We start from the raw sequence: 12498 nt of genomic DNA, 5'->3' as shown, positions 1-12498 counted from the left end.
CGTCAGCCGTCCGTCTGCGGCGCCGTTGCGGCTGGTCGCGCAGTTGCCCGCGCCTCTTCGGGTTCGGGGCGCTGCCGTGCGGCGGACAGGTACGTGTACGCGGAGGCCCGGGAGATGCCGAGGCGGCCGGCGACCTGCTGGACCGCGCCGCGCACCGCGAAGACGCCCTGCCGGTCGAGGTCCCGGAACAGCTCCAGTCGTTCCTCACGGGTGAGTTGGGGCCACGGCCTGGGCCGGCGGAGCTGGCGGGCGTCGACGATCGAGTCCAGGACGGCGGTGATGTCGTCGCCGAACGTGGTGGTCGGCGGCGCCTCGGGTCCGGCGGTGACCCCGGCGAGGCCGCCGACCAGCGCGTGCACCTGGTGTACGGCCGTGACGTCGAGGTTCACGCACAGCGCCCCGAACGCCGTGCCGTCCGAGTCGCGCAGCACCATCGTGGACGACTTGACCAGTTTCCCGTCCCGGGTGCGGGTCAGGTAGTTCAGCTCGTCGCGTGCCTCGTCGCCGGCCGCCAGCAGCTTCATGCCGATCTCGCTCATCGACCCGCCGACACCCCGGCCGGTGACCGACCCGGCGAGGGCGACGACCGAGTGCTCCGGGCGGCGGAAGTCGTGGACGACGACCTCGCAGAAGGAGCCGAAGGTCGCCGCGATCCCGTCGACGACCGGGGAGAGCGCCGCGATGATCGCGTCCTGCTCGGCCCGTGCCGCGTCCGCGCCGCTCGCTGCTGCCGGTCCGTCTGTCATCGGTGCCCCCGCCGGGATCGGGTCTGGACTTTCAGTCCAGATGATAGACAATAATTCCAGACCGCCGACACTCATCCGGCGCCCGGCGGCACCCGGAACGGAGGACGCACATGCCCGACACCCCGCCCGTCACCCTCCAGGACGTGCACGACGCGGCGGCGCGGATCAAGGGAGTGGCCCACCGCACCCCCGTGCTGCGCTCGCGCACCCTGGACGAGCTGGTCGGTGCCGAGGTCTTCCTGAAGTGCGAGAACCTGCAGCGCATCGGCGCGTTCAAGTTCCGGGGCGCCTACAACGCCGCGTCCCGGCTGTCCGCCGCCCAGCTCGCCAAGGGCATCGCCGCCTACTCCTCCGGCAACCACGCCCAGGCCGTCGCCCTCGCCGCCCGTGAACTCGGCACCACCGCCGTCATCGTGATGCCCGAGGACACCCCGCGGGCCAAGCTGGAGGCGACCGCCGGATACGGCGCGGAGATCGTGACGTACGACCGCTACACCGGCGACCGGGTCGCGATCGGCGAGGCCCTCGCCGCCGAACGCGGGCTCGCGCTCATCCCGCCGTACGAGCACCCGCACGTCATCGCCGGGCAGGGCACGGCCGCTCTCGAACTCATCGAGGAAGTGGGGGAGTTGGATGCCCTGGTGGTGCCGGTCGGGGGTGGCGGGCTGATCGCGGGCAGTGCCACCGCCGCCAAGGGGCTGCTGCCCGGGATCCGGGTCGTCGGGGTCGAGCCGGAGGCCGGCGACGACACCCGGCGGTCCCTGGCGGCGGGGCACCGGGTGTCGATCCCGGTGCCGCGGACCATCGCCGACGGCCAGGCGGCCGACATCCCCGGCGAGCTGACCTTCTCCGTCAACCGGCGCCTGGTGGACGACATCCCGCTGGTCACCGACGACCAGATCAGGGACGCGATGAGGTTCGCCTTCGAGCGGCTGAAGACCGTCCTGGAGCCGAGCGGCGCCAGCGGTCTGGCCGCGCTGCTGGCCCAGCGGGTGGCGCCGCTGCCGCGCCGGGTCGGGGTCGTCCTGTCCGGAGGCAACGTCGGCGCGGAGCGGTTCGCCGAGATCATCGCCGGCTGACCCGGAAAGGGGCGCGGAGGCACCCCGGCGGGGCGCCTTCGCCTCGGCGGGTTCAGGCCTGCTCGGCGAGCCGGCGCCGGGCGTCCGTCCAGTCGATGGGCAGCTCGGCCGCCGGCGCCTGCCAGAAGGTGAAGACCGAGCCCTTCATCGTGGGGCGCAGGCCGGTCATCACGGACTTGTGCGGTTCGGTCCGCGCGTACCGGTAGAGGGCGTCCTTGTCCTCCCAGGCGGACAGCGTCCAGAAGGTGCGCTTCAGGGGTTCGGCGATCAGCGAGGCGCCGTACGCGCCGGGCGCCCGGGTGACCTGCTTCCACGCCACCAGCGACTTGGCGAAGAAGCGCGGCACGTCCTTGAGGGAGCGGACCTCCAGACGGGACGCCATGACAAACGCCTCGGCGTCGGGCGCGGGGGAGTTGACGGTGGTCCAGCGCAGGGTGGGCATGGCGTGGCCTTCTCCTGTGGAAGAAATTGGATACCTCTACTATCCATGTTAGACAGTGGGGGTATCCGATTTCCAGTGCCTAGGTGCCGACCTGTGGGACGGGGCCGATGCCGACCCGAGAGCGGAGCCGAACCCGATGCGCATGTCCGAGCTGAGCCGCCGCAGCGGCGTCTCCGTCACGACGATCAAGTACTACCTCCGCGAGGGACTGCTTCCGACGGGCCGCCAGACCGCCGCGACCCAGGCCGAGTACGACGAACAGCACCTGCGACGGCTCCGGCTGATCCGCGCCCTGACCGGCGTACGCGGCCTCTCGGTCAGCGCCACCCGCGAGGTCCTGGACGCGCTCGGCGAGCACGACGGCGACACCCACCGGCTCCTCGGTCTCGCCCTGGGCGCGATCCGGCTGCCCGCCGACACCGCCGCGGGGGCCGGGGAGACCGCCGAGGTCGACGCGCTGGTCAAGGAGTTGGGCTGGAAGGTGCACCAGGAGGCCCCCGCCCGCGCCACCCTCGCCGAGACCATCACCTCGCTCCGCTCGCTTGGCGTCCCGCTGGACTGGCACACCCTGCTGCCCTACGCCCGCCTCGCCGAACGCACCGCGACCCTCGACCTCGACCAACTCGACGGCATCGACGACCCGTTGGAGGCCGCCGAGCGTGCCCTGCTGCTGACCGTCCTCCTGGAGCCCGCACTGATGGCGCTGCGCCGCATGGCCCAGGAGAACGAGTCGGCACACCGGCACACGCCCTAGCTGGGCGCTCCGCCAGAAATGCCGCGATATGCCGTCGGTCGACTGCGGCGCCGTCGCGGCTGGTCGCGCGATTCCTCCTCCAGCCTTCGGCCGGGGGTACCCCCAGCGCCCCGAAGGGGCGCTGCCGAACCGTAGTGCGCCTTGCCGGAACCGCGGCGACGCGGAGTTCCGCGGCGGCCGGTGCGACACCGGCGGCGCGTGCCGCCGCACGCCACCGCGGTCGGCCTCGTTCCCCTCGCCCACGCCGGCGAACCCGTGGAGAAGCAGGTGCCGCCGGTCCGCTGACGGCCTGCACGCCGAGCACCGTCACCGGCGGCGCCCTGCTGGAACGCTCCCTCCCGAGCCTGCGGGTCGAGCAGGAACTCAGCAGTCGCGGAACTCCGGCGATTGGTTGAGGATCTGCGCGCGGGTCGAGGTGAAGCGGGTGTGGGTCTCACCGCCCCGCGCCCCGGGCGGGAACACCGCGACCCGGTGGCAGTTCTGGAAGGCGAGGGCGACCCCGAAGTGCCGTTCCAGGCTGCCCCGGATCGCGTCGGAGGAGAGTGCCCGCAGCAGCTGCCCGCGCTCCTTCTCCGAGGGCGGCGGGGTCTGGTTGTCGGCGAACTCGGCACTGCCGGTGCGCAGTTCGGCGGCCAGCCGGGCGACGAGCTGGTACGCGTACGGCAGTGAGGTACGGACTGTTTCCACGAAGTCCTCCTCCCGCACCGCGCCGTTCTCGGCTTCGGCGAGCAGCTGCGGGGAGACGTCGAGCGACATGTGACGGTGTCCTGTTCTTTTCAGAGTGGTCATGAGAATGAGGGGAGTTCAGGCAGGCGCACAGAAATGCGCGTCAAGGGACGTGTGCAGAAGGCCTCGCCAAAAGGGGAATCGAGGTCTCAGGCGAAGGCGGGCAGCGCGGCCGGCCCGTGCCGGAAATCCGGATCGACCTGTGCGGCCAGATCCCGGCCCGTCGCCGCGTCGGCCCAGGCGGCGGCATTGCGCAGATGGAATTCCACGGCGTGCCGCTGGAAGGACTCCCAGTCCTTGCCCCGCGCGTCCACGGCGGCCCGCAGCCGGTCCAGGGTCCGGGAGTTGTGCGGTTCCAGCGCACCGCTGCCGCGCCCCTGTTCCTGGGCGCGGACGTACGGCGACAGCTCGCAGTGGGCCAGCAGGTCGCCGCCCACCCGCTCGCGCAGGAAGGCGAGGTCGTCCGCACCGGTGACCTTGTTGCCGACCACGGCGACCGGGATCCCGAACTCGGCGGCGTGGTCCCGGTACTGGCGGTACACGGACAGGCTCTTGACGGTCGGTTCGACCACCAGGAAGGTCATGTCGAAACGGGTGAACAGACCGGAGGCGAAGGCGTCGGCGCCCGCCGTCATGTCGACGACCACGTACTCGCCGGGGCCGTCCACCAGATGGTTGAGGTAGAGCTCCACCGCGCCGAGCTTGGAGTGGTAGCAGGCCACTCCGAGGTCGCCCTCGGCGAACGCCCCGGTGACCATCAGCGGTACCCCGCCGATCTCCTGGACGTGCCGGGAGTGCACCTCGTCGTCGCCCAGCAGCCGCAGCAGCCGTGAGCCGTGCCCCGGCGGTGTCGTCTTGACCATGGCATCCCGGGACGTGATGCGGGGGTTGGTGCCGCGCAGGTAGTCCTTGATCTCACCGGTCCGTGCGCTCAGCGGCGGCGCCGCGAAGGGTTCGTCCTCGTCGAGGCCGAGGGCGTGGGCCAGGTGCTGGTTGATGTCACCGTCGATCGCCACGACCGGCGCGCCGGACCGTGCCAGGTGACGGGTGAAGAGGGCCGACAGCGTCGTCTTGCCGCTGCCGCCCTTGCCGACGAAAGCCACACGCATCGCTGACTCCCCTCCTGTTGAAAATGGATTTCATGACCACAGATTGGAGGGGGGCGTGGGCAGTGTCAAATCGGGGTGGTCCAACCGGGTCGCATGCCCGCGCGGTTGACGTAGCCGCAGGTCCGGCGGAGTGGGCGACGGCACCGTTGCCGGCCCCGCCGCCCCGGTCGGGTCCGATCATTCGTCCTTGACCCCTGTCACCGGGCCGACCTAGCCTCCAGCCAACACACCTGGACAGATGGGCCGACGATGGCGGACACACGGGAACCCGGCAGACAGCTCCAGGTCGAGACGCACGGGCTCGACGTGATCGGCGACGCCGACCGCAAGGGCACCCCGCGCACCCTGTTCTGGCCCTGGTTCGGCGCGAACGTCTCCGTCCTCGGCATGAGCTACGGCGCCTTCGCGCTCGGCTTCGGCATCTCCTTCTGGCAGGCGCTGACCGCCGGCGTCCTCGGCGTCGTCGCCTCCTTCCTGCTCTGCGGCTTCGTCGCCGTCGCGGGCAAGCGGGGCTCGGCACCGACCATGGTGCTCAGCCGGGCCGCGTACGGCGTCCGGGGCAACCGGCTGCCGTCGGTCGTCTCCTGGGTGCTCACCGTCGGCTGGGAGACCGTCCTGATCGCCCTCGCCACCATGGCCACCGCGACCGTCTTCACCCGGCTCGGCTGGGGCGGCGGCAACGGGACCGAGGTGGTCGCGCTGATCGTGGTCTGCGCGCTGACCGTCCTCGGCGGTGTGATGGGCTTCGACCTGATCATGCGGTTGCAGACCGTGATCACGGTGGTGACGGGCGTCCTCACCGTCGTCTACGTCGTCCTCGTCGCCGACCACATCCACTGGGCGACGGTGAGCGCGATCCCGTCCGGCTCGGCCCAGGAGTTCATCGGCGCCCTGGTGTTCATGATGACCGGCTTCGGCCTCGGCTGGGTCAACGCGGCCGCCGACTACTCCCGTTACCTCCCGCGCGGATCCTCCAGCCGGGGCGTGATCGGCTGGACCGCCTTCGGCGGCTCCGTCGCGCCGCTCCTCCTGCTGGTCTTCGGCCTGCTGCTCGCGGGCTCCTCCGAGACCCTGAACAAGGCGATCGCCGCCGACCCCATCGGCGCGCTGACCACCATCCTCCCCACCTGGTTCCTGGTCCCCTTCGCCGTCGTCGCCGTGCTCGGCCTGGTCGGCGGCGCGGTCCTGGACATCTACTCCTCCGGGCTGGCCCTCCTCTCCGCGGGTCTGCCCGTGCCCCGCTACCTCGCCGCCCTGGTCGACGGCGTCCTGATGATCGCCGGCTCGGTCTACATCGTCTTCTTCGCCGACGACTTCCTCGGTCAGTTCATGGGCTTCCTCACCACCCTCGGCGTGCCGATCGCCGCCTGGTGCGGGATCATGCTCGCCGACCTGGCGCTGCGCCGCCGCGACTACGACGAGACCGACCTCTACCGCCCCGCCGGCCGCTACGGCGACATACCGCTCCTGCCGCTGCTCCTCACCCTGGCCGCCACCGCCCTCGGCTGGGGCCTGGTCACCAACACCGCCGCGAGCTGGCTGACCTGGCAGGGCTACCTGCTGGGCCCGCTCGGCCTCGGCGGCAGGTCCGGTGCCTGGGCGTACGCCAACCTGGGCGTCCTTGCCGCCCTGGCGCTCGGCTTCCTCGGCACCCTGGCCCTCGGCCGCGCCCGGGTCCGGGACCAGGAGAGCCTGCCCGCGAGCACCCCGGCGACGACCGTATGACCACCCCTCCCGGCCTCCTGGCCGTCATCGACATGCAGCACGTCTTCGCCGACCCCGCCGGCCCCTGGGCCGCCCCGCGCTACGCCGAGGCGGCGGCGGGCGTACGACGCCTGCTCCCGGCGTTCGGCAACCGCACGGTCTTCACCCGCTTCGTCGCCCCCGCCCACCCCACCGGAGCCTGGCAGGCCTACTACGACCGGTGGCCGTTCGCCGTGCAGCCTCCGGACGCCGAACTCTGGCGCCTGACGGACGAGTTCGAGCAACAGGCCGAAGTCGTCCTGGACGCACCGACGTTCGGCAAGTGGACGCCCGAACTCGCAGCCCTGGCCGCCCCGCACGGCCGCCTGGTCCTGGCCGGCGTCAGCACCGACTGCTGCGTCCTGTCCACCGCCCTGCCGGCGGCCGACGCCGGGATCGAGGTCCTGGTCGTCGCGGACGCCTGCGCGGGCGCGGACGACGACTCCCACGCGAAGGCGCTGCACCTCCTCGACCTGTACCGCCCGCTGATCCGGGTGACGACCACCGCCGAACTGCTTGCCTAGTCCCGGCGGGACACCTCCACGTTCTCCAGGATGCCGAGCGCGTCCGGGACCAGGACGGCGGCCGAGTAGTAGGTGGTGACCAGGTAGGAGGCGACCGCCTGTTCGTTGATGCCCATGAAACGGACGGTCAGGCCCGGCTCCGTCTCGTCCGGCAGGCCCGTCTGGAGGAGGCCGATCACGCCCTGGTTCTGCTCGCCGGCCCGCAGCGCGATGACGGCGGAGGTACGGGCCCCGGTGACCGGGATCTTGCCGCAGGGCAGCAGCGGGACGCCCCGCCAGGCCGGCAGGTGGTGGCCGCCGATCTCGACGCCGCCGAAGTACAGGCCGCGCTTGTTGCACTCCCGGCCGAACGCGGCGATCGCCCGGGGGTGGGCGAACAGGTGCGTGGTGTCGCGCCGCATGGCGAGGAGTTCGTCGAGGTCGTCGGGGGTGGGCGGGCCCGAATGGGTGGAGATCCGCTGGCCGTGGTCGGCGTTGTGCAGCAGGCCGAAGTCCCGGTTGTTGACCAGCTCGTACTCCTGACGCTCCCGCAACACCTGCACGGTGAGCCTCAGTTGCTGCTCGGTCTGGTCCATCGGCCGGCTGTAGAGGTCGGCCACCCGGGTGTGGACACGCAACACGGTCTGGGCGACGCTCAGTTCGTACTCGCGTGGCGCGGGCTCGTAGTCCACGAAGGTGTGCGGGATGTCCGGCTCGCCGACATGACCCGCGCTGAGCGCGATCTCCGCCTCGCCGAAGGTGTTCGTCTCCCGGTGCCCGTCCAGCCCGGCCAGTTCCACGTGCGCCCGCAGCTCGGCGTGCCGGTCCGCCACCTCCCGGTACGCCGTGTGCGGCAACGCCAGCACGGTGGTGGCCGTCGCCGCGCGGGCCGTGAACTCCCAGGCGCCGTCGAGTCCGGCGAGCACGTGGCCGCCGAAGGTGTCACCGTCCGCGAGGAGCCCGACGACCGCCTCGTCGCCGTAGGGTCCCTCCCCGATCTGCTCCACCTTGCCGTGCGCGACCAGGTACACATGGTCGGCAGGCCGGCCGGCCGCCGCGATCACCTGCCCCGGCGCGTACTCCCGCTGCTCGAACCGCGCCGCCAGGGCCCGCAGCGCGGTGCCGTCCTCGAAGCCGCGCAGCAACGGCAGTTCGCCCAGTTCGGCGGGGATCACCGTGACCTGCGCGCCGGTCTGCACGAAGGTCACCCGGCCGTCGCCGACCCGGTACGACAGTCTGCGGTTGACGCGGTAGGTACCGCCGGGCACGTCCACCCACGGCAGCGCCCGCGTCAGCCACCGTGAGCTGATCTCCTGCATCTGGGGGGCGGACTTGGTCGTCGTGGTCAGGTTCCGTGCCGCGGCGGTACCGAGGCTCTGCTGCTCCCGCTCCTCGGCGTCCGCCGCGGGCGTCGTACCGGTCTCGACCGACATCGCTGTCCTTCTCTCGTGTCGCAGTGGTGACGGATCGCATCCGGACCGTCACCTTCCGCGGCTACCCCTACCCCCGCGCCCGTGCCCCGAGTGGTGCCGGGGGGACGGAGCGCGAGGCACGTGCCACCGGGAACTGCCCTCGCACCACCCCCCGCACCACCCCTCACTCCGCCCGGCCACCCCCGGCCCCCGGTTTCCGGTCGCGAGCCACTCGGTTCCCGGCCGTGAGCCCTTGCGATCGCGGATCCCGGGCGCGCCGTTCCGGGGCGCGGCGAAAGCCCTGGTGGTCCGCGGTGCATGCCCAGGCCCCGACCGGGTACGCGTGCCGTGGCCGCCCGGTGCCCTGCCGGACGTGCGGCCTGTACCACCACCGCTACCTGGGGATCTGCCATGGAGACACCCGCACACGACGACTTCCCGACGCCGGCCCAGCGGGCGCTCGACACGCTGGCCGTGAACGCCGAGGACAGCACCGCCCTGGACACGCTCGCACACAGCGACGTGCTGGTCCCGGTCCCGGACGACGCCGCGGAGGCGGCCGACCCCGCGATGATCGCCCTCCCCGTCCTGGAACGCCCCGACGGCGACCCCGTCGTCCCCGTGTTCACCTCGGAAGGGGAGCTGACCGGCCTGCTGCCGACGGTCTCGCGCTATCGCGTGGTGCCGCTCGGCGCGCTCGCCTCGCAGTGGCCCGAGGACAACCTCTCGCTCGCCATAGACGGCAGCTCCGCGCACGCCCTGACGCTCACCTCGGAGGGCGTACGCACCCTGCTGGCCCGGCCGGCGGGCTGAACAAGGCACTCCGGTCACCAGGAGGCCGCCGTGCGGGCCAGAATGGCGCCATGGAATGGATCTCCGGGGTGGCCGGGGGACTGGTACTGATCCTGGTCCTGCGCAGCATCCTGCGCACGCTCGTGGTCCCCCGGGGCCTGTACTCCGTACTGGTGTACCGGCTGTGGTGGGGCCTGCGCCGCGTGCTCTGCTTCACCGCGCACCGGGGCGGCTACCGGGCCATCGACCGCGCACAGACCTGGCTCGCCCCGCTCATGCTGGTCGGCATGCTCGCCGCCTGGCTCGGCGGGGCGTTCCTCGGCTTCGGCCTGCTGCTGTACGCCTTCTCCCCGCTGTCCTGGGGCACCGCGTTCCGGGAGGCGGGCTCCAGCCTGTTCACCCTCGGGTTCGCCGGCGGCGCCCGGCTGCGGCTGTCCGCGCTCGACTTCGTCGCCGCCGCCACGGGCCCGGTCGTCATCGCGCTGCAGATCGCCTACCTGCCCACGCTGTACGCCGCCTACAACCGCCGCGAACTGGAGGTCACCCTCCTGCAGTCCCGGGCCGGCGAACCCGCCTGGGGACCGGAGATCCTCGCCCGGCAGTGGCTGGTCGACACCGAGACCGCGCTGCCCGAGCTGTACCGCTCCTGGGAGCGGCTGGCCGCCGACATGGGGGAGAGCCACGCCACCTACCCGGTCCTGCTGGCGTTCCGCTCGCCCCGCCCCTACCGCAGCTGGCTGGTCGGCCTGATCGCCGTCATGGACGCGGCGGCCATGCAGCTCGCGCTCGCCCCCCGCTCCGCCCCGCCGGAGGCCCGGCTGGTGCTGCGCGCCGGGTTCACCGCGCTGCGCGACATCGCCGCCTCCGTGCGGGCGACCTTCGACACCGACCCGGCCCCCGACGCCCCCATCGACCTGACCTACGCGGAGTTCGAGGAGGCCGTGACCATGCTGGAGAAGACCGGTTTCCGGGCCGAACGCGGCACCGCGGAGGCCTGGCCGCACTTCCACGGCTGGCGGGTCAACTACGAAGAGGTCGCCTACGAGCTGTGCCGCCGCTGCGACGCCGTACCCGCGCTGTGGACCGGCGGCCGCGACTTCGTGTCGGAACCGATCCCGCCGCTCCGCCCGGTGGACCGGCAGCCGCCCGAAGGACGGCCGGAAGTTCCCCCCGTCCGCGGGTAGCGCGGCGCATCCTGAGGGAAGATCCCAGCAGGGGCCGGGGAGACCGAGAGGGGCGGATCGTCGTGAGGGTCGTCCTGCTGGGCACCGCCGCCGGCGGCGGATTCCCGCAGTGGAACTGCGCCTGCGCGCTGTGCGCCGCTGCCCGGGACGGCAAACTGCCCTCCCGGACCCAGGAGTGCGTCGCCCTGACCGGCAACGGCCGGGACTGGTGGCTGCTCAACGCCTCCCCTGACATCCGCGCCCAGCTCACCGCCACGGCCGCGCTGTGGCCGGGACCGGGCCCCCGGGACACCCCCGTCCGCGGCGTACTGCTCACCGACGCCGAGGCCGACCACGTCACCGGCCTGACCGTGCTGCGCGGCGCCCCGGACCTCAAGGTGTACGCGGCCCCGCCGGTGCTGACGGTGCTGACTCCCGCGCGGGGCGCCCTCGACCGCTACGCCCCCTGGGAGTGGGCCGACAGCCTGGCCGACGGCGGGTTCGTGCTGGCCGGCGGCCTGGTCGTCACCGCCCACCCGGTCGGCGCCAAGGTCCCGTCGTACGTTCCGGCCGCGCTCGCCGAGGCTGACGGGCGCTGGGTCACGGCGTACCGCGTCGAGGACCTGGCCACCGGGGGAGTGCTGCTCTACGCCCCCTGCGTCGGCTCCTGGAGCCCCGTCCTGGACGAGCTGTGCGCGGAGGCCGACTGCGTCCTGCTGGACGGCACCTTCTTCACCGCGGGCGAGATGGGCAGCACCGTCCGCTCCGGCCCCCGGCAGGCGGCGATGGGCCATCTCCCGGTCTCCGGCGCACGCGGCAGCCTCGCCGCCCTGGCCCACCACCCTCACACCCGCCGGATCTACACGCACCTCAACAACACCAACCCCCTGGTCGACCCGGCCTCCAGGGCCCGCGCCCAGGTGGCCGCGGAGGGCGTCGAGGTCCTCCCCGACGGGATCGAGTTCGCGCTGTAGTGCCGCGACGGCCAACGGAATTCGCCCTGTCATGCGTGCGGGCCGCGGGTAGGCTGTGACCGGCCGTCGCGGGCAAAGGCGTGCTGGGAAAGCCGCTTCCGTCTCCGAGATGGTGACCGCGAGGTCTGAGCCGGTTCGAGTCCGGTAGCCCGCGGCGGCTCGCCCTTGTGCCGCTCTAGTCGTCCGCGCTTTCGAGCATCCGCTCCAGCACCGCCCGCTGCAGCGGCCGTACCTCGGCGTGCAGGGCGCGGCCCTTCGCGGTGAGCGCCACCCATACGCCCCGCCGGTCCTCGACGCAGACCGACCGTTCCACGAGGCCGTCCTTCTCCAGCCGCCCGATCAGCCGGGAGAGCGCGCTCTGGCTCAGGTGGACCCGGCCCACCAGGTTCTGCACCCGGCAGTGGTCACCCTCGGCCGGGGTCTCGGTGGCGAGCAGGTCGAGCACCTCGAAGTCGCTCGCGCCCAGCCCGTGCGGATGCAGCACCCGGTCGATCTCGCACATGGTGCGCGCGTGCACCGACAGGATGTCCCGCCACTGTTCCTCGAGCCGGGCCTCGGCCGTCTTCACTGCCATACCCGCACCGTAACACCGATCAGGCCAATTGTTGAGTGCGCAACTAGTGCGGGTGCAAGCAGTCGTCCGGCCCTCAGGCCGCCGGGTCCTGGAGCAGCCCCACCATGTTGCCGTCCGCGTCCTTCACCGAGGCGACCAGCCGCCCGTTGCCGACGTCCCGCGCGTCCTGGACCAGCTCCGCGCCCGCCGCCAGCAGCGCCGCCAGCCGCTCCCGCAGATCGGTGACGTGCCAGAACGGCGTCGGCCCGGTCAGCCCCTGGGCGTGCCCGTTCGGGTCGAGGCCGACGTCCTGCCCGGCGGCCTTGAACCCGATGTAGTACGGCTCGTCGGCATACGGCTCGACGCCCAGCAGTGCGCTGAACAGCGCCTTGGCCCGCGCCGCGTCCTTGACCGGGTAGATGATCGTCTGCACGCCTTCGCTCATGGCGCTCTCACTCCTCGCGATAAGGGAACCGGCACTTTCCGGCCGGTGATCCCACGC

Annotated in this window: 14 protein-coding genes and 1 tRNA gene; 8 read left to right on the top strand and 7 right to left on the bottom strand. The window is 72.4% G+C overall.

All coding sequences use genetic code 11. The features are described 5' to 3' along the window. Nucleotides 1-2: 2 nt before the first annotated feature. Nucleotides 3-746, bottom strand: a complete 744-nt coding sequence (locus ACFY0P_RS25715; protein WP_388917450.1) for a transcriptional regulator — start codon at nucleotides 744-746, stop codon at nucleotides 3-5. A gap of 110 nt (nucleotides 747-856) precedes the next feature. Between ACFY0P_RS25715 and ACFY0P_RS25710 the strand changes: the two genes are divergently transcribed. Further along, nucleotides 857-1825: a threo-3-hydroxy-L-aspartate ammonia-lyase gene (locus tag ACFY0P_RS25710; protein WP_388917447.1), complete on the top strand. Its 969-nt coding sequence runs from the start codon at nucleotides 857-859 to the stop codon at nucleotides 1823-1825. Nucleotides 1826-1877: 52 nt separating this feature from the next. Here the strand turns inward: ACFY0P_RS25710 and ACFY0P_RS25705 are convergent, their stop codons facing one another. Continuing rightward, nucleotides 1878-2267, bottom strand: coding sequence for a DUF3291 domain-containing protein (locus ACFY0P_RS25705; protein WP_388917444.1), 390 nt, complete (start codon nucleotides 2265-2267; stop codon nucleotides 1878-1880). A gap of 136 nt (nucleotides 2268-2403) precedes the next feature. On the opposite strand from ACFY0P_RS25705, the gene ACFY0P_RS25700 reads away from it, so the two are divergent. Then, entirely contained in the window at nucleotides 2404-3021 is a 618-nt protein-coding gene (locus ACFY0P_RS25700) for a MerR family transcriptional regulator (protein ID WP_388917441.1), read from the top strand. Nucleotides 3022-3384: 363 nt separating this feature from the next. Here the strand turns inward: ACFY0P_RS25700 and ACFY0P_RS25695 are convergent, their stop codons facing one another. Both ACFY0P_RS25695 and ACFY0P_RS25690 read right to left on the bottom strand, forming a co-directional pair. After that, nucleotides 3385-3777: an SCO5389 family protein gene (locus ACFY0P_RS25695; RefSeq protein WP_388918166.1), complete on the bottom strand. Its 393-nt coding sequence runs from the start codon at nucleotides 3775-3777 to the stop codon at nucleotides 3385-3387. Nucleotides 3778-3896: 119 nt separating this feature from the next. Beyond that, nucleotides 3897-4856: an adenylyl-sulfate kinase gene (locus ACFY0P_RS25690; RefSeq protein ID WP_388917439.1), complete on the bottom strand. Its 960-nt coding sequence runs from the start codon at nucleotides 4854-4856 to the stop codon at nucleotides 3897-3899. A 249-nt stretch (nucleotides 4857-5105) separates the two neighbouring features. Between ACFY0P_RS25690 and ACFY0P_RS25685 the strand changes: the two genes are divergently transcribed. Both ACFY0P_RS25685 and ACFY0P_RS25680 read left to right on the top strand, forming a co-directional pair. Continuing rightward, nucleotides 5106-6581 (top strand): purine-cytosine permease family protein, encoded by a 1476-nt coding sequence (locus ACFY0P_RS25685; protein WP_388917437.1) that lies wholly within the window; start codon nucleotides 5106-5108, stop codon nucleotides 6579-6581. Beyond that, nucleotides 6578-7123 carry a cysteine hydrolase family protein gene (locus tag ACFY0P_RS25680; protein WP_388917435.1) on the top strand — a complete coding sequence of 182 codons (546 nt, stop codon included), beginning with the start codon at nucleotides 6578-6580 and terminating at the stop codon, nucleotides 7121-7123. Before ACFY0P_RS25685 ends, ACFY0P_RS25680 begins: the two co-directional genes overlap by 4 nt. On the opposite strand, the gene ACFY0P_RS25675 is transcribed toward ACFY0P_RS25680, so the two are convergent. After that, nucleotides 7120-8535, bottom strand: a complete 1416-nt coding sequence (locus ACFY0P_RS25675) for a family 2B encapsulin nanocompartment shell protein (protein WP_388917432.1) — start codon at nucleotides 8533-8535, stop codon at nucleotides 7120-7122. The genes ACFY0P_RS25680 and ACFY0P_RS25675 overlap by 4 nt on opposite strands. Before the next feature lie 390 nt (nucleotides 8536-8925). Between ACFY0P_RS25675 and ACFY0P_RS25670 the strand changes: the two genes are divergently transcribed. The 4 genes from ACFY0P_RS25670 (at nucleotide 8926) to ACFY0P_RS25655 (ending at nucleotide 11597) form a co-directional block, all read left to right on the top strand. Continuing rightward, nucleotides 8926-9327, top strand: a complete 402-nt coding sequence (locus tag ACFY0P_RS25670) for an SseB family protein (protein WP_388917429.1) — start codon at nucleotides 8926-8928, stop codon at nucleotides 9325-9327. 50 nt (nucleotides 9328-9377) lie between these two features. Next, nucleotides 9378-10490, top strand: a complete 1113-nt coding sequence (locus ACFY0P_RS25665) for a hypothetical protein (protein WP_388917426.1) — start codon at nucleotides 9378-9380, stop codon at nucleotides 10488-10490. A 62-nt stretch (nucleotides 10491-10552) separates the two neighbouring features. Further along, nucleotides 10553-11443 carry a pyrroloquinoline quinone biosynthesis protein PqqB gene (gene pqqB, locus ACFY0P_RS25660; RefSeq protein ID WP_388917423.1) on the top strand — a complete coding sequence of 297 codons (891 nt, stop codon included), beginning with the start codon at nucleotides 10553-10555 and terminating at the stop codon, nucleotides 11441-11443. A gap of 68 nt (nucleotides 11444-11511) precedes the next feature. Beyond that, nucleotides 11512-11597 (top strand) — tRNA-Arg (locus tag ACFY0P_RS25655). Between the two features lie 21 nt (nucleotides 11598-11618). On the opposite strand, the gene ACFY0P_RS25650 is transcribed toward ACFY0P_RS25655, so the two are convergent. Together ACFY0P_RS25650 and ACFY0P_RS25645 are read right to left on the bottom strand one after the other, a co-directional pair. Continuing rightward, the gene (locus ACFY0P_RS25650) at nucleotides 11619-12017 is read right to left on the bottom strand and encodes a MarR family winged helix-turn-helix transcriptional regulator (protein WP_388917420.1); all 399 of its coding nucleotides are present in this window, start codon (nucleotides 12015-12017) and stop codon (nucleotides 11619-11621) included. Between the two features lie 73 nt (nucleotides 12018-12090). Then, complete coding sequence (locus tag ACFY0P_RS25645; protein ID WP_388917417.1) at nucleotides 12091-12441, bottom strand: VOC family protein; 351 nt, start codon at nucleotides 12439-12441, stop codon at nucleotides 12091-12093. Nucleotides 12442-12498 lie beyond the last annotated feature (57 nt).

The organism is Streptomyces sp. NPDC001714 (assembly GCF_042892755.1).
GTDB lineage: Bacteria > Actinomycetota > Actinomycetes > Streptomycetales > Streptomycetaceae > Streptomyces.
This window is presented reverse-complemented; position numbering and strand designations above follow the sequence as displayed.